Origin of the sequence: Aureibacillus halotolerans, from assembly GCF_004363045.1 — a bacterium.
In the GTDB taxonomy this organism is placed as follows: Bacteria; Bacillota; Bacilli; order Bacillales; family DSM-28697; genus Aureibacillus; species Aureibacillus halotolerans.
Genome location: NZ_SNYJ01000001.1, coordinates 283931 through 304800 on the forward strand (window position 1 = coordinate 283931; position 20870 = coordinate 304800).

17 protein-coding genes and 1 riboswitch are annotated in these 20870 nt (G+C 43.4%); all 17 genes read right to left on the bottom strand.

All coding sequences use genetic code 11. From position 1 onward, the window contains the following. Positions 1-51: 51 nt before the first annotated feature. The 17 genes from EV213_RS01325 to EV213_RS01405 all read right to left on the bottom strand — a co-directional run bounded on the left by EV213_RS01325 (position 52) and on the right by EV213_RS01405 (position 20702). Entirely contained in the window at positions 52-1101 is a 1050-nt protein-coding gene (locus tag EV213_RS01325) for an ABC transporter substrate-binding protein (RefSeq protein WP_133578669.1), read from the bottom strand. Between the two features lie 165 nt (positions 1102-1266). After that, positions 1267-1367: riboswitch (purine riboswitch) on the bottom strand. A 1188-nt stretch (positions 1368-2555) separates the two neighbouring features. Then, on the bottom strand, positions 2556-3383 hold the full coding sequence (locus tag EV213_RS01330) for a carbohydrate ABC transporter permease (protein WP_133578670.1): 828 nt from the start codon (positions 3381-3383) through the stop codon (positions 2556-2558). Between the two features lie 15 nt (positions 3384-3398). Beyond that, on the bottom strand, positions 3399-4265 hold the full coding sequence (locus EV213_RS01335) for a carbohydrate ABC transporter permease (RefSeq protein WP_133578671.1): 867 nt from the start codon (positions 4263-4265) through the stop codon (positions 3399-3401). Between the two features lie 2 nt (positions 4266-4267). After that, positions 4268-5359: an ABC transporter ATP-binding protein gene (locus EV213_RS01340; RefSeq protein ID WP_243739943.1), complete on the bottom strand. Its 1092-nt coding sequence runs from the start codon at positions 5357-5359 to the stop codon at positions 4268-4270. Positions 5360-5440: 81 nt separating this feature from the next. After that, on the bottom strand, positions 5441-6760 hold the full coding sequence (locus tag EV213_RS01345) for an ABC transporter substrate-binding protein (RefSeq protein ID WP_133578672.1): 1320 nt from the start codon (positions 6758-6760) through the stop codon (positions 5441-5443). Positions 6761-7364: 604 nt separating this feature from the next. Continuing rightward, on the bottom strand, positions 7365-7955 hold the full coding sequence (locus tag EV213_RS01350; protein ID WP_133578673.1) for a DUF2087 domain-containing protein: 591 nt from the start codon (positions 7953-7955) through the stop codon (positions 7365-7367). Positions 7956-8124: 169 nt separating this feature from the next. Continuing rightward, positions 8125-8808, bottom strand: a complete 684-nt coding sequence (locus EV213_RS01355; protein ID WP_133578674.1) for a hypothetical protein — start codon at positions 8806-8808, stop codon at positions 8125-8127. Beyond that, a complete protein-coding gene (locus EV213_RS01360) occupies positions 8808-9704 on the bottom strand; it encodes an ABC transporter ATP-binding protein (RefSeq protein WP_133578675.1) in 897 nt (298 codons plus the stop codon). Before EV213_RS01360 ends, EV213_RS01355 begins: the two co-directional genes overlap by 1 nt. Position 9705: 1 nt before the next feature. After that, positions 9706-10071: a GntR family transcriptional regulator gene (locus tag EV213_RS01365; protein ID WP_133578676.1), complete on the bottom strand. Its 366-nt coding sequence runs from the start codon at positions 10069-10071 to the stop codon at positions 9706-9708. Positions 10072-10584: 513 nt separating this feature from the next. Then, positions 10585-11187, bottom strand: a complete 603-nt coding sequence (locus EV213_RS01370; protein ID WP_133578677.1) for a hypothetical protein — start codon at positions 11185-11187, stop codon at positions 10585-10587. A 94-nt stretch (positions 11188-11281) separates the two neighbouring features. Next, on the bottom strand, positions 11282-11941 hold the full coding sequence (locus EV213_RS01375) for a rhamnogalacturonan acetylesterase (RefSeq protein ID WP_133578678.1): 660 nt from the start codon (positions 11939-11941) through the stop codon (positions 11282-11284). A 50-nt stretch (positions 11942-11991) separates the two neighbouring features. Beyond that, the gene (locus tag EV213_RS01380; RefSeq protein ID WP_166639113.1) at positions 11992-13899 is read right to left on the bottom strand and encodes a rhamnogalacturonan lyase; all 1908 of its coding nucleotides are present in this window, start codon (positions 13897-13899) and stop codon (positions 11992-11994) included. A gap of 216 nt (positions 13900-14115) precedes the next feature. After that, entirely contained in the window at positions 14116-15600 is a 1485-nt protein-coding gene (locus tag EV213_RS01385; RefSeq protein ID WP_243739944.1) for an extracellular solute-binding protein, read from the bottom strand. A gap of 175 nt (positions 15601-15775) precedes the next feature. After that, positions 15776-17290, bottom strand: a complete 1515-nt coding sequence (locus EV213_RS01390) for an extracellular solute-binding protein (RefSeq protein WP_133578680.1) — start codon at positions 17288-17290, stop codon at positions 15776-15778. Between the two features lie 81 nt (positions 17291-17371). Then, positions 17372-18880, bottom strand: a complete 1509-nt coding sequence (locus EV213_RS01395) for an extracellular solute-binding protein (RefSeq protein WP_133578681.1) — start codon at positions 18878-18880, stop codon at positions 17372-17374. 33 nt (positions 18881-18913) lie between these two features. Beyond that, on the bottom strand, positions 18914-19798 hold the full coding sequence (locus EV213_RS01400) for a carbohydrate ABC transporter permease (protein ID WP_133578682.1): 885 nt from the start codon (positions 19796-19798) through the stop codon (positions 18914-18916). A gap of 10 nt (positions 19799-19808) precedes the next feature. Then, positions 19809-20702, bottom strand: a complete 894-nt coding sequence (locus EV213_RS01405) for an ABC transporter permease (RefSeq protein ID WP_243739960.1) — start codon at positions 20700-20702, stop codon at positions 19809-19811. Positions 20703-20870 lie beyond the last annotated feature (168 nt).

Below are 20870 nucleotides of genomic sequence, written 5' to 3' on the forward strand. Positions count from 1 at the left end.
CCTTTGCGGGTTACCGCAAAAGCCGTCGATTCGGTCATACATCGAGCTGAATTATCGTGCGACTTCGCGATTCCAACGATCAATCCAGTTTTTCATGTTTGCATTTACATTTTCCATATCCAAGCTACGTAGGCTTTCAACAACATCTTTGCCGTACGTTAATCCTGCTGCTTCTTCGTCTGTTAATTCCACTTGCGTGTTCACAGGAGAATCTATTTTATTTTTTGCAGATGCCGTTTGCACTTCTTTGCTGAGCATCCAGTTAATGAATTCATTCGCAAGTTCTTGGTTGTCACTTGATTCCACGATGTTGACTGTATTCATAACAGCGTATGCCCCTTCTTCAGGGCTGACAAATTCAACACTAGGAACAGCTTCTTGAAGATCCGCTAAGTACATTTCCATGACGGGTCCAACAGCTACCTCGCCACGGCCAAACATATTGACGAGTTCAGAGGTTTTTCCGTAATATTTCACAACACTATCGTTGAGTTCGGACGCTTTTTGAATCGCTACGTCTTCATTAAACTCTGGCGCACCTCCGACAAGAGATGCTGCATCAAGCATCATAGGACCAGCTGTTGTTGTAATTCCAGGCAATGTTAATTTGCCTGCAAGCTCTGGGTTCCAAAGGTCACTCCATGAAGTAATTTCTGAATCTACAGCTTCCGTATCATAAGCGATTCCAAAGCGTGCAATCGTGTAAGCTGGACCATATTTTTCACCAAGAGGTGCTTGAGCTACATCATAAATGGATTCAACATTCGTTAGCTTTTCACGATCAACCTCCGCAAACAAACCGTCGGCGATGCCTTGGTTGGCGTAGTAATCAGACAAGAAAATCACATCAACGGGCGTACTGCCTTGACGAACTTTGTTCAAACGGTCCGCATTGTTTCCGATTTCAACAACAATGTCCACGTTATGCTCTTCTTCAAATGGCTTGTACACATTCTCTTCAAAGAATTCGCTCGCAAAGCCCCACGTTGAAACAACGAGTTCCTTTTTATCTTCGCTACCAGTCGCACCATCACCAGAAGATGTCCCACATCCCGCCAATACACTAGCAGCCAATACACCAGCAATTAAACCTTTTTTCAAGTCAAGCACCCCTTTATATCAGTAATGTGTAATTAAAATCACGAACAATAAGCAACAAAAAACAGTATAACATTCGTCATTCAGATGTAAATACATAATAAAATATTTATTAAACAAGAAAAACCGAATTTCTCAACTCAGAGAGAAATTCGGCACATTTAAACATATGTACACATGATTTCTCGTAGTCCAGCATTCGCGGCTGCCGGGTAGAAACGCTCAGGCCATCTTACTGAGCTTATACGAATAGTTGTCGCATTATGTCGAACGAAAACAAAGGCAACTATACCAAACGTATGTCATCTCAGTCAATAGGCAAACTAAATGTCCGAACGTTCTTGACATTACAAGCGTTTCCATTGCTATTATGTAGTGTTCGTCTACTCCAGAAAAATATTCATATAGCTTGAGAAGTCTTTACTTTGGTGGCAAGCTTTTAAAATTGCACCAAAAAAACTTACGAATTCTCTTATTAGTGCCCTTTCAGGTAACGTAGATCTTATTTCAATCAGAATGAATTGTGGTGCTTGTTTTCGCACACAATACATATGGAAAAAGTTCTCAATAGGCAAACAGCTATACGTTCGCTCTCCGCGGGCTTCTGCTGCGCCTCCTCGAGCGTGTTCACGCTCTGCGGGGTCTCGCTTGGCTCGCTTTCCCGCAGGAGTCTCACTAGTAGCCGTTTTTGGTTTAATAAAAGGACGAATGTACAGAAAAAGACCTTTTGCGGTTTCATTTGCAACTGTTACCAGACTAAATTTGTGGAAAGGGCACTAGCTACTACGTTTCACATTAATTACTTCTATCCAACATCTCCTCATTGGAATGAAGCTTCATTTCTTTTAGAGGTGTAAAGTAGTGGACGTTGGTATCTTTACTTTACGCAAGTTGCAAAAATGCCCCATATACTTAGTTTTATGCCGTGGAATCGTTTCATCTTTGCGTTCTTGTGTTCCCTACTTAACTCAAATTCAATCTGTTCCTTTATACACAAGGTTCACTCGAGCTTTCTTCCTCGTTATACGAGACCTGTTTACACAGAAGCAAACATCAGCGTAGTCAAAATACGTAGACTCCAGCGGGAACAGCACGAGCTGAAGATCCCGCAGGAAAGCAAGATTCCAAGGAAGCTGAAGCCGTGCCAAGCGGTAAAGTAAACACGACGAGAGGCTTTTCTGAGTCGATGTTGACCTTATACCATTTATGGTGCAAGCGAAGTATTTTGACGAAGCGGTTCCTGCACCCTTAAGGGCATAAGCGCAACACCGATTCGAAAGTATCTCACCTTGCTTCCACTCAGGCACAGGCTGAGTGAAAGTGATTTCCGAACTGCAGTAACACGCAAAAAAAAATGACCAGACCAAGGTCCGATCACAAATGAATAGTTGAAGGTGTGACATAGAAGCAATGCGTTGAAGAATGCCCACAATCTGTGGATTGAGCCTTTAGTCTTACTACTTCACGCCCGTATAAACAAAGGCACGAATTATATGGCGTTGGGCAAAGAAAAAGACGATGAGGATAGGGACGACAAGAATCATGTTGCCTGCCATAAGGATATTCCAAGCAACACCGCCCTCTACTTCTTTTAACTTTGCAATACCAAGTGGCAAGGTCCGTGCACTGTCAGAGGTCGTCATCACAAGCGGCCAAAAATAATCGTTCCAATGCGTAATGAAGCTGAACAAGGCAAACGTAATTAGCACTGGCTTGGACATCGGCATCATAATGCGTAAAATGATTTTCCATTCACTCGCCTGATCAAGTCGTGCCGCTTCAAGCAACTCTTCAGGCACCTGCTTAAAAGACTGTCGCAGCAAAAAAATGCCGAACGCACTTGAGCCAAACGGAAGAATAAGTGCCCACACCGTGTCTAATAACCCAAACGAGCTCATTTGCAAGTACACTGGCAGAAAAATGAGCTGAGCTGGGATCATAAGGGTCACCATCGTCAAGGCAAAGAAAAACCCTTTCCCTTTAAATTCATACCGCGCAAACGCGTAGGCTGCCGGAATCATCGTCAAAAACTGAAACACGAGAATGCCAACGGCGACGATGATGCTGTTCATGAAGTATTTAAGAAACGGACCAGAATTCCACGCGGTCGTGAAATTTTCCCACATCCAGACCTCTGGGAGCCACGTTGGCGGAAAGGTGATTGTTTCGCCGAGGGTCTTGACGGATGTGGACATCATCCATAGAAAAGGAAGTGCAAAGAGGAGGACGACGAGCACAAGCCCGATGCCATTTACCCCTTTTCCTACCCATTTTATAGCTTTCATATGACGGACTCCTTTCTATCGATAGTGAACACGTCGTTCCATTAATTTAAAGTAGACAATTGTCAAAATGGCGATAAGTACAAGCAAAATGACACCTGCTGCTGACGCGTACCCAATTTTAAAGAACCGGAATCCATATTGATAAATATAGAATACCAACGTGTTGGTCGAATTGATTGGTCCCCCTTGCGTCATGATCGCAATGGATTCAAACACCTGAAAAGAGCCAATCATATTAATGATCGTTAGAAAAAACACGGTTGGCGAAAGCATCGGGAGCGTGATTTTCACAAACGTTCGTACTGGGCCGGATTCATCCAACGCTGCGGCTTCATACATGTCTTTAGGAATGCTCTGCAACCCTGCGATAAACACAAGCGCATTAAATCCCACGCCTTTCCACACCGCAACAAGAACGAGCGACCATAGGGCTGTATCTGGACTGCTTAACCATTGCACTGGCGAAATACCTACCAGCCCTAATGCCCAATTTAACAACCCATGATCTGTGTCCATCAGCCACATCCAGAGCATAGCGACTGAGACGAGTGAAATAATGTGGGGACTGAATACCGCGCCCTGAATAAACCCATAAATGCGCGCTTTTTTGTTTAACCACAAGGCGAGCAACAACGACAACGAAATCGTCAACGTAACGGTGAAAAGCATATAAAACAAGGAATTCCACATGACCTTTTGAAATTCACTATCCCCAGAGAGGACCGTGAAATTGTCAACTCCGACAAAGTCTTTGGTAGGGCTGACAAAATTCCAATCAAAAAAACTGAGGTAGATCATATAAAAGATGGGGTAAATAAAAAACAACGCAAAGATAAGTACAGCAGGTGCCACCATGGCGTACGGTCGAAGGGTTTTCCACATCGCTATGCCCTTTCTGCCACAAGCGGCATTTCCTGATCCAACGAAACGTTTGACTGTTCGATCCCACTAATGACACGCTCACCTTTTACATCGAAAAAATACAAGCGACTTTTAGGCACATGCACCATGAGACGATGAGACGTATGCACTGGTGATAAAAACGTTTTGACATAAAAAGATTGTCGTCCACTTTTAAATTGATAGATCGTTTCGCTCCCTAAAGGTTCAACGGTAATAAGTTCACTGATCATCGTGATGGAATGGTCGGCATTCATTTCAGTCGACAACATTCCGTACTCAGGGCGAAAACCAACAAAGGCTGTTTTCTTCGGAATGTCAGAAAGCGACGAGGCCAAATCTTCAATCGGAAAGATGTTCATCGCTGGCGTACCGATAAACTCCGCTGTAAATACATTCCGCGGCTGATGATACACTTTCATCGGTGTATCTGCTTGTTGAATCACGCCTTTGTCCATGAGCACAATTTCATCGCCCATCGACATTGCCTCAACCTGATCATGTGTCACATAAACAAACGTTGTTCCCAGACGCTGATGGAGCTGGACAAGCTCTGTACGCATTTGTCCGCGGAGCTTTGCATCTAAGTTAGAGAGAGGTTCATCAAGAATAAAGACGGAAGGTTTTTTCACCATGGCACGCGCAAGGGCGACACGCTGTCGCTGTCCCCCAGAGAGTGACTGCGGTTTCTTGTCAAGAAAAGGCGTTAAGCCAACAATGTCACAAATGTCTTGTATCAATGCTTGCCTTTCAGCTTTAGGCACTTTTTTGTTCACAAGACCAAATTCAATATTGCCACGAACCGTCATTGTTGGGTATAACGCATAATTTTGAAAGACCATGGCGATGTCTCTTTTTCCCGGAGCCGTTTCATTCACACAACGACCTCCGATAAAAATATTGCCAGAGGTTTGCTTCTCAAGACCTGCTATCATTCGAAGTGTGGTCGATTTACCACATCCAGAGGGGCCTACAATGACCGTAAACGACCCATCCTTTATCGTAAGGTTCATTTCATCAACGACCGTCGTGTCACCAAAGCTTTTTGTAATATTTTCAAATACGATGTCAGCCAATACGATCCCTCCTTAAATTATGTGGAAAAGAGAAAAGCACGTTGCTCGCTTTTCTCTTCCACTGTTGATCTGCAAGATCATTTACTTCAGAAGGCCATTGCCTTGCTCTGCAAGTTCATTCATCGCCTCTTGTGGATCAAGGTCTTCTAGAACGACGCGCATAATCTGATCCTTCAACAGCTTCGTAATTTCCGGATAGGCTTCCGCCATCGGACGAGGATTCGCATATTCAAGCTGATCTACAGCCACACGGAACTGAGGTTTCTCTTCGTAAAGGGCCTTCATTTCATCGGATTCAATCGCCGACGTACGACTTGGCAGATAACCTGTATATTTACTCGCATAAATGGTTTGCTCTTTTGCCGTCATCCATTTGATAAACTCCCATGCTGCCTGCTGCTTTTCCTCATCTAAACCAGCTGTCATCACAAGGTTAGCCCCGCCTGTTGGCACACCAAAATCTTCGTTGGCAGGCATGAAGGTTGTGTTCAAGTCAAAGGATTGCTCTGAAGCAACACCAAGTAAATACGAAAGGTCGGCAGTAGAGGAGAATAACATCGCCGAACGGCCATTCCCAAAATCCTGCTTTGCCTGATCTCCCGCTTCATCGCCTGTTGGGACCTTTAAAACCCCTTTGTCTTCAAGCTCTTTCCAGAACGTTAACGCTTCGACGCCTGGTTGTTCATTAAAAGCAATTTCTGTTCCTTCTTCATTCAGCATTGTTCCCCCTGATTGAGCAACAAAGCCTTCAAAGAACCAAATATCAATCGGCATTGTGATCCCAACGCGTTCGCCTTCAACCGTTAACTTTGTCGCATACTCTTCAAATTCTTCCCACGTTTTTGGACCAGCCGGATCAAGACCTGCTTCCTCTAAAATCGTTGTATTCAAGTACAAGATTGGCGTACTTCTCAAGTATGGTAACGCGTGAAGGTTTCCGTCCACATAGGAGTTCCCCATCAGACCTTCAACGAAATCGTCCATTTGGATATCGTCATTTTCAACGAAAGGCGTCAAGTTTTCTGTCATGCCATTTGATGCAAAAACACCAACAGAGGCAATTTCGTTTTGAGTGACTTCCGGCGCATTGCCTGCTGCAAACGCTGCCTGCGTTTTCGCATGAAGATCGTCGTACGAGCCTTGATATTCGGCCGTCACATGGATCTGATCCTGTGATTCATTGAACATCTTGACAAGATTTTCATTGTTTTCTTGAATTTTGTCTCCCCACGCATACCAATATGTAATTTCCGTTTTGCCGCTTCCTTCACTTTCTCCAGAACCTTCAGTCTCTCCTGAAGCCGAATTGCTTGTCGTTCCTTCCGCGGGAGCTGACCCACAGCCCGCGAGCATTAAAATTCCCATGACCAATAATACAAAAGCCCAGTTGAAGCGTTTCATTCCATTCCCTCCCAAATGTACTGTTTTCCTCACAGTCTCTTGAAACTCATGATAAGGAAACAGTATGAAGCGCTCGTAAAGAGCAGGTGCACGTTTTGTATGTTTTTGTAAAGGCGCTTTACACTTTACGACATGAGCATTAACCGCTTCGTAAAAATACTTCGCTAGTGTTATGTTCTGCAGAAAATGTTTTTATTTTATCCCGACCTCGTATAATGGAGAAAGAAAACAGATAATTAGTTGAGCCGTGTTGATTCACCAAACAAGACAATTTAAGCGCATCTTTCCATGAAGAGTTATATCACTTGGTGCCCGAAGATCATCTACTTACGATCAGATACAAAAAGCAAAGATGAAGTAATTCTAATGTATACGTACAGCTAAATACCGGGACTTGTACGCATACGATTACAAACCTTACTAACTGCGTTTTTGTCAAACACTAAACGAATGGGTAAAGCGAATAGAGAAAAAGTAGTCCACCCCCGATGAGGAATTGGACTACTTTTTTCATACTAAAGATTGTATTCTCAAGTTCGAAGTGGTTTTTGTTAAAAGTGAAAACTTTGCATGGTTCTCCTCATGACGTCGGCCTGGTTGGTTATTAAGACAATGTCTGCCACTTCTCCCACATTTCTTGTGGGTTCACTTCATAAATTCCCTTTTCCCGGTACATGAGATTGTGCATGATAAACTCACGTCGAATCGTGGCGAAATCCTCATGGAAGGTTTCAATAAACTTGTTTAGGTCTGTTTCCGCGTAAGACGTATGGGGGTCAAGCTGCTCGACAATGTACTGCAAAACGATCAACTTTTTTTTCAGCTGCGAAGGAATGGTTTTTAATCGGTTCCCATCAAAAAAGTTTTTCAACACCTTCTCTTGATACTTCAACGTTTCAGGCGTGTGCACATCTTCTCTTCCTTTCTTAACGAATGTCATTAGAGCAGATTCCATTTGCTCCACCACTCTCGTATGAACATGGTAGTAGATCGTGTTTTTATCTCGACGCTCATAGATGAGTCCAGCGTCTTTGAGCTTCGACATATGGTGAGTAATGGTCGCCGGCGTGACAGCGAGTTCCTTTGCAAGCTCCTTGCCACTTAGTGGACGCCGTGAAGAAAGCAAAAGTACGATGCGAATGCGATTATGGTCGGATAGCGATTTATAATAGTGCACGAGCTTGTTGAGTTGCAAGGGTAGCCTCCTTTGAAATTAGATCATCATCTAATTAGATGTTTATTAAATTGAATATACATTTGATTTCACTTACTGTCAAGAATGTCGGGATATCTTTTAAGCAAATCAAAAAGCCGTATCGTCCATTACAGGATGACACGGCTCGCTTTTTTTAAACGGATCTCCCTTACCTTACAATCGCTTTTCGGATAAACAAGTACGAGGAAACAATATAAATGATCGTGAGCGGTAGCGTAAACGTAGCAATCGAAAGCAATGACTGAGAAGTGACATAATAAAAGACAGGCACCCACAGTTCGTTGATACTCATTAGCAGCACGGCAATACTCACCAAGAGTCCAATAGCACCGAAGAAGATAAACATTCCTGCGCGTCCAAAGCGTAAAAAGATGCTAGCAATCGTCGCCCCAGCTAAAGTCACGTGCACCAATGTCAAAAAGATGCTAAAAAATTGCTGAAAAACGGAACCTGCATTCAGATAAGACAGGTAAAAGTAGTGGAGGTTGACGCCCCATTGATTTGTGAAGAGCTCCACTTGCCCAATTATAACAAGAATCAAAGTCATTGCAGCATTAACGAAAAGCATCATTAGGAGACTGCCAAAGTAAAAATCAGCTCGTCGGATATTCAGCCCGAGCGCGAAATGAAAAAACTGAGTTAAAGCAAGCATTCCAGCGATGAACATATAGACATAAAGGGATGTGATGCCGCTCGTATTAATGGATTCGTCAGCTACACTTAACGCGATAACAATATTAATAAGAAAGCTGATGCCAACGATCATCCATGGGACAATATACCACGTCCAAACATCTTTGTTAAACATTGATAGAACTGTTCTTATTGCCATTATGACTGCACCTCCGTCTGTTCAATTGGCACACCTGTCAAGTGAACGAACAATTGCTGTAGTGAGACCGGAGTCACCTCAAGGCCCATCTCAGTTGCTTCTGCTTTGTCGTTCTTTCCGCTTTCGACCAATATTGTCGACGATTGAAAGACACCAAATGGAACTTCGGCTATGACCTTTTTCCCTGCCGTGAACTTAGCCACCTGATCCTTATGACCAGATATCGTAAGTGCCCTTCCGCGAAGCGTCTCTACATCCTCATTGATCATTAATTCACCTTTATTAATAATAAAAACGTGTTCCAAAAGTTCATTGATTTCATCAATAAGATGTGTGGAGAGAATGACAGTACGCGGGTGCTCGCTGTAATCGGCAAGCAATTGATCGTAGAATAGTTGCCTTGAAACAGCATCGAGCCCTAGGTACGGCTCATCAAAAACCGTCAGTGGGGCACGACTTGCAAGGCCGACGATAATTCCGACGGCAGATAACATTCCTCTCGAAAGCTTTTTCACATGCCTTTTTAATGGCAAATCAAATGCCTTTACCAGGCGGCTCGCAAACGCTTCGTCCCACATTGGGTATACTTTGCTAGCAATCTCCAACACATCGGCGACTCGGAAATTTTGTGGATATTTCTGGCTTTCTTTAATAAAACAAATACGGTTCAGAACGGAATAGTTTTCATAAGGCTCTTCTCCAAACACTTCAATATCACCACTTGTAGGAAAAAGCTGTGAAGTTAGCATATGCATGATCGTCGTTTTTCCGGCACCGTTTCTGCCGAGCATGCCATAAATTTTGTTTTCTTCTAAAGAAAAGCTAATATTTTTCACAGCTTCATGGTCTTTATACACTTTGGTAAGTTGCTTCACCTCTACAACTGTTTTACTCATCCTAAAGGTCCCCTCTCTGCAACATTTGTTTTAGCTCCACTTCTGTTATCCCAAGCTTTTTTGCCTCTTGAAGCATCTTCGCAACATACTGTTCAAAGAATTGTTCTTTTCGTTTTGTAAACAATTTTTGCCTTGCTCCTTCTGCAACAAACATTCCGATGCCCCGTTTCTTATAGAGAATGCCTTCGTCCACTAACAAATTCACTCCTTTGGCAGCTGTCGCTGGATTTATTTTGTAAAAGGCGGCAAATTGATTCGTGGAAGGGACCTGTGACTCTTCTGGCAGACGTTCCTCAATAATATCTGTTTCAATTCGTTCCGCAATTTGAATAAAAATGGGCCGACCATCTTCAATTAATGAACTCATATGTCACCTCTTCTCCTTTGCATAACTGGTTAATTACTTATGTAACTAACCATACAACAATAAAATATGCGGTGTCAATAGTATTTGTTACTTATGGGGCACAATAGAAAACAGAACCATACCAACATTGGATAAATCATTCCATCAGAGAAATGGTGACTTACTTTACCAAATGGGCCCGGTAGAGCTCGCTTTTTCTACTGGGGCTCGCTTCACCTTACTTTGGGCTCGCTTTCCTGCATTTTCGGCTCGCTTTTGGACATTTCGGGCTCGCTTTGATCCGATATCGGCTCGCTTTTTCTACTTGGGCTCGCTTCACCTTACTTTGGGCTCGCTTCCCTGCATTTCCGGCTCGCTTTTGGACATTTCGGGCTCGCTTTGATTCGATATCGGCTCGCTTTTTCCAATTAAACGTTTCATTCATTTTCGCTTTAACATCGTTCTGTTTCCAACAAAAAAACTGTAAGCACGTCAACTAATGACGAACTTACAGTCTTTCTAATACAGCTATGCTTAAAGCGTATCAATCACAAACTGTGACCAGCTTTCAAAACGGTCATACTGTTGGTTTAGCTCATCAGCTTTCTGCCAAGAGCCCTTTAACACATCCGTTTCGCGAACCTGAATATTTGTCTCAGGCTCCACATCCAAAATTAGCAGGATGCCTACATGTACTCGTCCCACCGCATCGTTGTCATCGTTGATCAACCCTACCGGTGTCAACGTAAAAGGCTGAGAACGATCAAAAGTAAGCTCTTCCTCTAACTCACGGAGCAAATTTTCTTGTAGAATAGCAGTGAAGTCCTCTTGGTCGCACGGGTTTTGATGACCACCTACGCCCAAAGAAAGCTTGTTGTGCAGCCGCTCTTCTCCACCAGCTGAGAGTCGCTCATACACAAAATAAGCTTGACCTCGTCGGACAACAACGTATGGAATCGGCTGCTTATACGCTTCATTCTCTTCAGCATCTCCCCGTCGCATTGTTGTGTAATGCGCCTCCATTTGCTGCATCACATTTTCTATTTGCTGCTTCTCCTGACACAAGCCATGAAAGATCGTATCTTTAAACAGCTGTTGCCTTGGCACTACTATAATTGCTTCATCCATCTTTCCCAAGCTGCCGCCCCCTTTTTCATTTCTTCAGTCTACCATAATCGGGTTAAAAAAGGGGGTGGAAGGCTACTGACAAACGTGGTCGCAAACTCTATTTTTATTTGATGTGTACTCCCTGGCTTTCTAAAAGAGTTAAACTCAATAACGCGTTCCCGACAATCCTTGCCATTTCACGTGCCCCTGCTTTTGTAAAATGCGTGTAGTCCTCACCTAAAATAGACACCAAATACCACTTCTCTGCCTCTTCATAACCGACGTCCTTCAGACGAGCTAGACTGAGAGATGTCAAATCAATGAGAAGAACGTTCTCCTCATGAGCAATGTCTTTCAACGCATTGCAATATGGGGTGTGACTGTTGCGAAACTCTCCATCCTCGAATTGCAACCTTGCCACTGGTGTAACTAGAATGGGTATCGCCCCATGTTGCTTAGCTGCGGAAATATACTGCTTGATGTAAAAGCGATAGCTGCCTTCAGGATCTGTATACCGCTCTGGCTTTGACTTCGTTGAATCGTTATGCCCCATTTGGATCAGCAACAAGTCCCCGGTTTGCAGTTGTTTTGCTATGGCGTCCAATCGACCTTCTTCAATGTAGGTTTTTGAACTTCTGCCACTCATCGCGTGGTTATACACTTCAGCACTGGCGGGGATAAACTCAGCCAAAAATTCTCCCCAACCTCGTTTTAAAGAGTCCTCTCCATAGTCGTGAACCGTGGAATCTGATGCTAGAAAAAGCCTTTTGTTTGCTACATCCATTAGAAGACGAAGACCTCCTGCTTTTCATTTGTAAATCCTCCGCTCAATCCTTACCTTGGAACCGTGTAAATGTTTGATTTTGGTGGCGTATCCATGTCCGCTCCGATAAAAAAGCTTGTATGCGGAGGCTGATTGTACGCTACATTTTGCCAAGCGACCCCTAAACGATAAAGTGGATCGTGCATTAGTGTCGTCATGCGTAAATCTGTTTCATAAGGCGTCGTATAGATTCGGAGCGCAGTTGAATCCTCTGTTCGCCAAATGGCCTCTTCGCGCCAATCTCCCCATAAGTCCGCTTGCAACGCAGGGTTCCCTTTTGTCCAGTTGTTTGAATAAGTTCCTGTGGCCGTTAATAAGGTTTCAGCACTTTGTGTGTCTGGATTCCATTTATCAATTCTCCCTACACCATGTGGTTCCTTCCAATTATGGTCAAGGATTTCTCTTAATGGATCGCCGTCCCACCAGATGGCAAAGTTAATCGCAGGATGTTGGTCAGAGATCACTTCGCCAGATGCGCTCCAAAGCTTCCCTATATCACTGCTTGACCACATCTCCGCTCCAGGGTATGCAGGATCAATGTCGGCCGCAAGTCCACGTCCAATATCTGTCGTCGTTGGAACAGCCCAAATCAATTCGCCATCTTTTGCGTCTCGCAATGCTACGCCGGTATCGTTAGGACGGTTTTCATGAACAGTAAACACTTCAAGACCCTTGCGGTTTGGAACTAGATCCCCTAGATGCATTGCATCCCCATGACCCGCTTTCGTATTGTACAATGGATCACCATCATGATCGATCGTCATGGCGCCGAAGACAATTTCATCTTTGTGATCGCCATCCACATCACCGACACTCAAGTTATGAAAGCCTTGCCCTTCGTATTGCTCTCCTCGCTCATCGCTGTCAAACGTCCATTGTTTATCCAAGTGCCCATCTCGGAAATTATAAGCGACTAATACCGTTCTCGTGTAGTATCCCCTTGCCATCACAAGGCTAGGACGTTTGCCGTCAAGATAAGCGACAGCAGCTAAAAAGCGGTCCACGCGGTTGCCATAATTATCTCCCCAAGAAGAAACGTTTCCACGTGGTGGTTCATAGGCGATCGTATCAAGGGCTGCGCCAGATTCTCCATCGAAAACCGTTAAAAACTCATCGCCTTCAAGGACATAGCCACTGTCATTTCGATAATCCGCGTTAGGATCGCCAATGACCTGACCGATGCCATCAATTGTTCCGTCTGCTGTTTTCATAGCAACCTCAGAACGACCATCGCCGTCAAGATCGTATACCATAAACTGTGTGTAATGTGCTCCTGCTCTAATGTTGGTCCCTAGATTGATTCTCCATAGCTTTGTGCCATCAAGTTCATAGGCATCCATAAAAACAGGACCTGTAAAGCCTGAATGAGAATTGTCCTTTCCATTCGCATCCCATTTCAACACAAGTTCATAGTGTCCGTCACCATCAAGATCGCCAATGCTCGCATCATTGGCTGTGTATTCATGTGTATCGCCATTTGGCCCTGTCCAATCGGCAGGCTTGTCAATCGACACATCAAGGTATTGCTCGTTTAGCACAAGTGCCTGCTCGCCATTAGCAGCTCCTTTGCCCTTGCCCTTCCCATTCGAAACAACAACCTCATACGAATCTGATGATGTTCCTTCTGGATCAACAAGGTTTGTCGACGACTTAATTGGCTTGTCCGTCAATTGCTCACCATTTCTGAACACATGAAAGCCAATCGATTTTCGGTCTGTTCCGAGCAGTCGCCAGCTGATTAACATCCCATCCTCTATTGGGACAGCCACAACACCTCGATCCAATGCCTCCATTTGCCGTTTAGGTGCTGCTTGTGCAGAAGACTGTTCACCAAACCAATGCCCTACCCCAGGTGTTCCTCCAAGTACCGTTGCCACAATTCCAGCGGTCAACCAATGCCGCCATTTAGCTTTTGCCATCAATCTTCCTCCTCCAGGATTCGTTTACATGAGGTCGGATTCTCAAGATGTTTGTAAGCGCTATCAACAATAGTAAATCATAGCTTACGTTCACATGCTATGAGATTTTTTTGCAACAAATTGTTTATAGCAAGTGGGCTCTATTGCTGTATTCGTGGCTTTAGAAAATGGTCGTGACGTATATTGTGCAAAAATGGAGAAGGTTGATGGGAAAAATTAATTTCCTTGGCTGTATAGCTCATTTATTTCTTTAATATATTCTTCACCTCCAACCTTCATCCACCGCTCTAATTCTGCATTCAATTGATTTTTGTCGATCTGCCCAACAATGTATTTGATTCTTGATTCATCAACGATTTTATCTAACTGTGCACCATTTTTAGCGTATTCGTCCGAAATAAGAGGTTCGGCTGGGTTTGCCACGATAATTTCTTCATTCGCTTTTTGTACATCCGCAACTTTTTGACGAATAGGGGTTTGTTCCACTGTAATCCGATCTAGTCTCGGAATATACATGAGCAACTGATTTAAACTATTCATTTCAGCAAGCAGCGCAGTATCTTCCGTACGGACGAGGTAGTCTGCTTCTTTTTCATAATGACGCCCTTCTAACCCAAAATCTAGTAAATTCTGTATCTTTTCCGAATTGACTTGATCTAGAAATGTTAGAACCCCTTTTAAATCCTCTTCTGTTGGAACTGCTTTTTTGGATATGGCGATCAGACCATTGTATCCGGACGTTGGGACCGCTCGTTGTCCTTTAGGGCCAGCCGGGGGTTGCATCGCATCAACAATCCCTTCTCCGCCTTGCTCAATAATCGCTTCCTGGACTCGTTGCGCATGGTCAGCTACGCCAATGAGCACTCCTGCCTTTCCATTGATCACCTCGTCAGGACTTGATGCTCCATCTTTTACGGCAAAGTCGGTATTTACAAGTCCGTCTGCATACATCTCTCTAAATGTCGTCAACACATCAACATACTCAGGAAATGTGTGCGTTGGCATAAGCTTCCCTTCATCCGTCTCTCCCCATTCGTTCGGGAGCCCCATCCACGTTTGCATTGTGATAAATGAGCCAGCACCTTTTGAGGTGACAAATCCATACGTATCGTCTTGCCCATTTCCATCTGGATCGTCATTTGTAAAGGCTCTTAAAACTTCGATGAACTCATCAACGGTTTCAGGCTGAGATAAGCCAAGGTTGTCAAGCCAATCCTGACGAATGGTAACGCCATTCCTTCCAAGTGCTCTTCCCCGATAAATCCCATACGTTTTTCCATCAATCGAGGCATTGGTTTTGATTGTTTCATTCATTTGAGACAAGCTAGGATACTCATCTAGATATGGGGTTAGATCCCAAAACGCACCGCTTCTTGCAGCGTTTACGAAACTAGGTGTTTTTGACGGAATGACGAGCAATGTAGGCAACTCTCCAGAAGCCAACATGATATTGAATTTATCGTCATAGGACGTGCTCGGCACCCAATTTAATGTGACGTCACGACCTGTTTCTTCCTCCAAAGCTACGAGAACCGGACTATCATCCTGTGGCAAATCGGTGCTGTGGCCAGGCAGCATCACCTCAATTGGATTGCTTCCATCTTCAGTTGTGTTTTGTGCAGACTCAGAACTACAAGCAACTGACAAGGTAAGTGTCGTTGCAACGATTAAAGCTCTCCCGTAGTTGAAGCTCTTATTCATTATCATTACCTCCAGAATTCGCATAAAATTCTAATTTTTAATAACATTATTCACCCTATCGAGTCGTCATTAAAGAACATCTACAAACAAATAGGAGACCAATTTTTCCATTAACCACCTATACATTCAATCAAGGGTAAATAAGGATACGGATAAAACCGTATCCTTATTTAGTCTATTGTGCATTTTCCACTTCATCAGAAAGCGCATTAATTTCACTAATGTAAGCTTCACCGCCACTATCCATCCAGCGATCCAGTTCAGCTTGATGCTGCGCCTCATCAATTTGGCCAACAATATACTTAACTCTTGCTTCTTCAATGATTTTGTCAAGCTGGGCACCATTTTTTGCATATTCATCAGATATGAAAGGCTCAGCAGGGTTTGGCACGACAATGTCTACATTTGCTTTTTGAATTGCTTCAACTTTCTTACGTACTTCGGTTTGCTCTACATTCAATGTTTCATTCTCATTATCTGTAATAAACATAAGAAGCTGATTCAAGCCATTTGTCTCAGCCAATAAGGTCTGATCTTCTGTAGGAACAATGAACTCCCCTTTGTCTTCGTAATGAACACCCTCAATACCGAATGTGAGTAAATTTTCCATATCTGCATTATTAAGCTTATCTAGAAACGTTAATACTTTATCTAGCTCTTCCTCTGTCTTCACTTTTTCTTTGGAAATGGCAAGAATACTGCTATATCCTGAAGTTGGAAGTGAACGCTGGCCTTCTGGTCCAGCTGGTGCCTGGAAAACAGCCACTGTGCCAGGATTCTCAGGATTTTTTTCAATAAGCTGTTCTTCTATTCTCTGTGCCTGGTCAGCAACATCTACAATAACGCCGCCTTTTCCATTCACCACATCATCTGTCCAAATTGCTGGGTCGCGTACCGCAAAATCGGAATTGACAAGCCCCTCAGCATAAATCTTTCTAAAGAAATTTAAAGCATCCATATATTCTGGAAAGGTGTGGGTAGGCATCAGCTTTCCTTCATCATTTTCGCCCCATTTGTTTGGCGCTCCAAACCAGACCTGCATAATATCCCAAGGACCGCCGTATTTCGTCATCACGAGCCCATACGTGTCATCTTGACCATTTTGATCAGGATCATCGTTTGTAAAGGCTTTCAATAATTCATAAAATTCATCAATGGTTTTAGGCTGATCAAGACCAACGTTTTCCATCCAATCGGATCGAACAGTCACCCCCATGCGTCCTAACGTCCTAGACCTATAAACGCCATATGACTTGCCATCAATCGAGGCATTGTGTTTTATCGTTTCATTCATTTGTGATAGGTTCGGATAATTCTCAAGATAAGGCGTTAAATCCCAGAATGCTCCGCTTCTTGCGGCATTCACAAAACTCGGCTGTTTAGGTCCAGCAACAATGATAGATGGCAGACTGCCAGAGGCGAGGGTTATGTTGAATTTATCAGGGTAAGAACTGTTCGGTACCCAACTAAAATCAACATTTGTGTTGGTCTCTTCTTCCATTTTTTGAATGATTGGACTTGAATCGTCAGGAATTTCTGTGCTAAACGCCGGCAGCATAATTTCTACTGTATAACGCCCATCTTCTCCCGTTTCACCGCTCGCTGACGTCCCACTACCTGACGAGCATGCAGTTGTCGCAAAAAGCATTCCCACCATCGCAATCATCATTTTTTTCTTTATCTGGTTCATGTATACAACTTCCCCCTTTTATTATATTGTCAGGTTCTAGCCTTTCACAGAACCTGACATCATCCGTATCCTGGAGTTGTTTTATTGAACGCTTTCTAATTCGTCATACAGTTGATTTATTTCATTGATGTAAACCTCACCGCCACTTTCCATCCAGCGATCCAGTTCAGCTTGGAGCTGCGCCTCATCAATTTGTCCTACAATATACTTGATTCTTGCTTCTTCAATGATCTTGTCAAGCTGGGCACCATTTTTTGCGTACTCATCAGAAATGAGAGGTTCTGCTGGATTTGGAACGATAGTATCTTCGTTCGCCTTCATAACTTCGTCAACTTTCTTGCGTACTTCGGTCTGTTTAACATTCAAAAGATCCTTATCAACAATGGACATTGACAGTTGATTTAGGCCCTCTTTCTCTGCCTGTAAAGCTGGATCATCTGTAGGTTCAATGTAATCACCCATGTTTTCGTAATGTACACCTTCAATACCACTTGTAATTAAATTCCCGATCTCTGGGTTATTCAGTTGATCAAGGAAGGTTAATACTTTATCAAGCTCTTCTTCTGTCCCCACTTTTTCCTTAGAGATCGCAAGAATTTTGGAATACCCCGAGGTCGGATAGGAGAGTTGCCCCTTTGGTCCTGCTGGTGCCTGAAAAACATCAACTGTGCCAGGGTTCTCTGCATCCTTTTCGATAAGTTGCTCTTCTATTCGGGATGCATGGTCAGCAACATCAACGATAACCCCAGCTTTATCATTCACAATATCATCCGTCCAGATGGCGGAGTCCCGCACAGCAAAATCCGAATTGATGAGACCTTCATCATAGAGCTTTTTAAAGAAATTCAAAGCTTCCAAATACTCTGGGAAGGTGTGGGTAGGCATCAGCTTTCCTTCATCATTTTCCCCCCACTTATTTGGTGCTCCGAACCATACTTGCATAATATCCCACGGGCCGCTGTATTTGGTCATGACGAGCCCATACGTGTCGTCTTTGCCATTCTGATCTGGATCATCGTTTGTAAAGGCTTTCAAAAGTTCATAAAACTCTTCAATGGTCTTTGGCTGATCAAGGTCAACGTTTTCCATCCAATCAGATCGAGCGGTCACTCCCATGCGTCCTAACGGCCTCGCCCTATAAATCCCATAGGTTTTGCCATCAATAGAGGCATTACGCTTAATCGTTTCATTCATTTGTGATAGGTTCGGATAATTCTCAAGATAAGGCGTTAAATCCCAGAATGCTCCGTTTCTTGCGGCATTTACAAAACTAGGCATTTTAGGATCGGCGACCAGAATTGTTGGTAAAGTTCCAGAGGCAAGAGTAATATTGAATTTGTCATTGTAAGAGCTATCTGGCACCCAAATGATGTCAACATTTGTATCCGTTTCTTCCTCAAGTTTTTGGATGACCCGGCTTGAGCTATCTGGGAGCTCTGTTTTGAAAGCAGGCAGCATAATATCAAGACTGAATCTCTTGTTATCTGCGGATTCACTGCCAGTCGCTTGCTCATTCCCCGATGAACATGCGGTTGTCGCTAAAAGCATTCCTGCCATAGCGACCATCATTTTTTTCTTAACCTTTTTCATCTATGCACTTCCCCCCATACTATATTGCAGGTTCTAACCTTTCACAGAACCTAGCAGAACACCTTTTGCAAAGTGTTTTTGCAAAAATGGATACACAAGTAGAATTGGAACTGTGCCTACAACAATAACTGCCATTTTTACTGCTTGTTCTGGTGGCTTTATAAATTGGTCATTGAGAGCACTCATATCCCCGACGGTTGCCTGAGAGAGCATGACGATCTCCCGAAGCATAACCTGCAGGGGCCACATCGTGGAATCGTTAATATAAAGTAACGCCGAAAAGAAATTGTTCCAATGACCAACAGCATAAAATAGACCAAAGGTTGCTAGAACTGGCTTTGATAAAGGCAAAACAATTCGCCAAAGCACTCCCATATCGTTACAGCCGTCAATTCGAGCAGCTTCCTCAAGTCCAGGAGGAAGTGATTGGAAGAAGTTTTTGACAATGATCAGATTAAATGCACTGATGGCTCCAGGTAAGATCAACGCCCAATACGTATCTAACATCCCCAAATCTTTTACAACGAGAAACGTGGGAATCATCCCCCCACCAAAAAGCATGGAGAAAATGACGAGATTCATGATCAGGTTGCGTCCCATCAAATTTCTTCTAGAAAGGGCATAGGCCATGGTTACCGTAAACAAAAGGTTGACGATTGTGCCTGCCACCGTTACAAACATTGAAACACCAATGCTTCGAAAGATTGTATCAGATGAGAAAATGTACTGATACGCACTTAAGGAAAACTCTCTAGGGATGAGGAAAAAGGGACGTGCGGTCAATTCTGCTTCTGTAGCAAATGAGCCACCAAAAATATAAACAAATGGCAGGATGGTCACAATTGAAAATAACCCAAGAAAAATGTAATTAAATACATCAAATACACGACCGGATGTTGAATTATAGTGCTTGCTCATCTCTTCCCTCCTAATAAAGACCTGGCTGACCCATGCGCTTCACAATATAGTTACTTCCTAATACGAGAACAATACCAATCACCGCTTTAAATAAACCGACGGCTGTACTATAGCTAAAGCTACCCATGGTTATCCCCATCTCATACACATACGTATCAAATACGTCTGCAACATCACTATTTAGAGAGTTTTTCATTAGAAAGATTTGTTCAAATCCATTGTCCATGAAGCTTCCGAGTCTTAAGATTAATAAGATTGCAATAACTCCACTGATGGCAGGCAAAGTGATATGCCACATTCGGCGAAAACGACCCGCTCCATCCATGATTGCTGCCTCATATTGCTCTACATCTACACCTGCGAGAGCTGCCAAAAAGATAATGGTTCCCCAGCCTGTCTCTTTCCACATAATTTGCAAAATGATGAGCGGCCTGAACCAATCTTCACTGGAGAGGAAATCAATTTTTTCTCCTGTCCATGATGCGATTAGATTGTTTAAGCCACCACCTTGTGTCGTTAACAGGATATAGGTGATACTTGCCACGATAACCATAGAGATAAAGTGTGGCACGTAAACGAGCGTTTGCACGAACCGCTTGTAAAAGGATAGTCTGATTTCATTAAGAAGTAATGCCAAAATGATCGGAGCTGGAAAGAAAAAGATTAAATCGTACAGAGCGAGCATTAGCGTATTTCGGAATAAACGAAAGAAATCGGGATTTTGAAAAAATGCTTGAAAATGCTCAAAACCGACCCATTCACTTTGCCAGAACCCTAGGAAGGGCTGGTAGTTTTGAAAAGAGATTAACACACCCCACATCGGCCAATATTTAAATATTAAGAAATAAAGCACGCCAGGAAGCAACAATACATAAAGCCAACGATCTCTTGAAAAGCGCGTCATCCAATGGACTTTTGGTGCGGTTATCGGCAACGTCTCAGTGTGATCACGCGCTACTTTTAGAGAACCTTTCCCCATTCATCTCTCTCCCTTCAATTGCTATGAAGCACTTTTAAACTAGCCACCATGGCTAATTGTGATTTCTAGCATATGAAGAAACGATGAATCAAG

Coding starts and splice junctions, on each gene's coding strand:
- EV213_RS01400 (WP_133578682.1), bottom strand. CDS start 19,798: ATGAGCAAGCACTATAATTCAACATCCGGTCGTGTATTTGATGTATTT.
- EV213_RS01380 (WP_166639113.1), bottom strand. CDS start 13,899: ATGGCAAAAGCTAAATGGCGGCATTGGTTGACCGCTGGAATTGTGGCA.
- EV213_RS01385 (WP_243739944.1), bottom strand. CDS start 15,600: ATGAATAAGAGCTTCAACTACGGGAGAGCTTTAATCGTTGCAACGACA.
- EV213_RS01360 (WP_133578675.1), bottom strand. CDS start 9,704: ATGAGTAAAACAGTTGTAGAGGTGAAGCAACTTACCAAAGTGTATAAA.
- EV213_RS01345 (WP_133578672.1), bottom strand. CDS start 6,760: ATGAAACGCTTCAACTGGGCTTTTGTATTATTGGTCATGGGAATTTTA.
- EV213_RS01375 (WP_133578678.1), bottom strand. CDS start 11,941: ATGGATGTAGCAAACAAAAGGCTTTTTCTAGCATCAGATTCCACGGTT.
- EV213_RS01390 (WP_133578680.1), bottom strand. CDS start 17,290: ATGAACCAGATAAAGAAAAAAATGATGATTGCGATGGTGGGAATGCTT.
- EV213_RS01365 (WP_133578676.1), bottom strand. CDS start 10,071: ATGAGTTCATTAATTGAAGATGGTCGGCCCATTTTTATTCAAATTGCG.
- EV213_RS01335 (WP_133578671.1), bottom strand. CDS start 4,265: ATGTGGAAAACCCTTCGACCGTACGCCATGGTGGCACCTGCTGTACTT.
- EV213_RS01405 (WP_243739960.1), bottom strand. CDS start 20,702: ATGACGCGCTTTTCAAGAGATCGTTGGCTTTATGTATTGTTGCTTCCT.
- EV213_RS01355 (WP_133578674.1), bottom strand. CDS start 8,808: ATGGCAATAAGAACAGTTCTATCAATGTTTAACAAAGATGTTTGGACG.
- EV213_RS01330 (WP_133578670.1), bottom strand. CDS start 3,383: ATGAAAGCTATAAAATGGGTAGGAAAAGGGGTAAATGGCATCGGGCTT.
- EV213_RS01395 (WP_133578681.1), bottom strand. CDS start 18,880: ATGAAAAAGGTTAAGAAAAAAATGATGGTCGCTATGGCAGGAATGCTT.